Annotated in this window: 2 tRNA genes; both read left to right on the top strand. The window is 47.2% G+C overall.

Going from position 1 to position 309, the window contains the following annotated elements:
- The first annotated feature begins 9 nt into the window (after nucleotides 1-9).
- Nucleotides 10-86: transfer RNA gene (locus tag ACW5W8_RS24020), tRNA-Ile, on the top strand.
- Nucleotides 87-96: 10 nt separating this feature from the next.
- A tRNA-Ala gene (locus ACW5W8_RS24015) sits at nucleotides 97-172 on the top strand.
- Nucleotides 173-309 lie beyond the last annotated feature (137 nt).

Genomic DNA, 309 nt, shown 5'->3' with positions numbered 1-309 from the left:
ACACGAAGTGGGTCTGTAGCTCAGGTGGTTAGAGCGCACCCCTGATAAGGGTGAGGTCGGTGGTTCGAGTCCACTCAGACCCACCACTTCGATTACGGGGCTATAGCTCAGCTGGGAGAGCGCCTGCTTTGCACGCAGGAGGTCTGCGGTTCGATCCCGCATAGCTCCACCATAATCGGTACTGAATTTTGCGAGAAGCAAAAGCCATGTATTGAACGATGTTCAATCTATGTCTTTGACTTCTTTATGAAGTTTGCTCTTTAACAATCTGGAAAGCTGATTTAAAAAGTAGTTCTCAAACATTTGTTA

The organism is Aeromonas aquatilis (assembly GCF_054052405.1).
The sequence above is the reverse complement of the archived record's forward strand: the minus strand, read 5'-3'. Positions and strand labels throughout refer to the sequence as shown.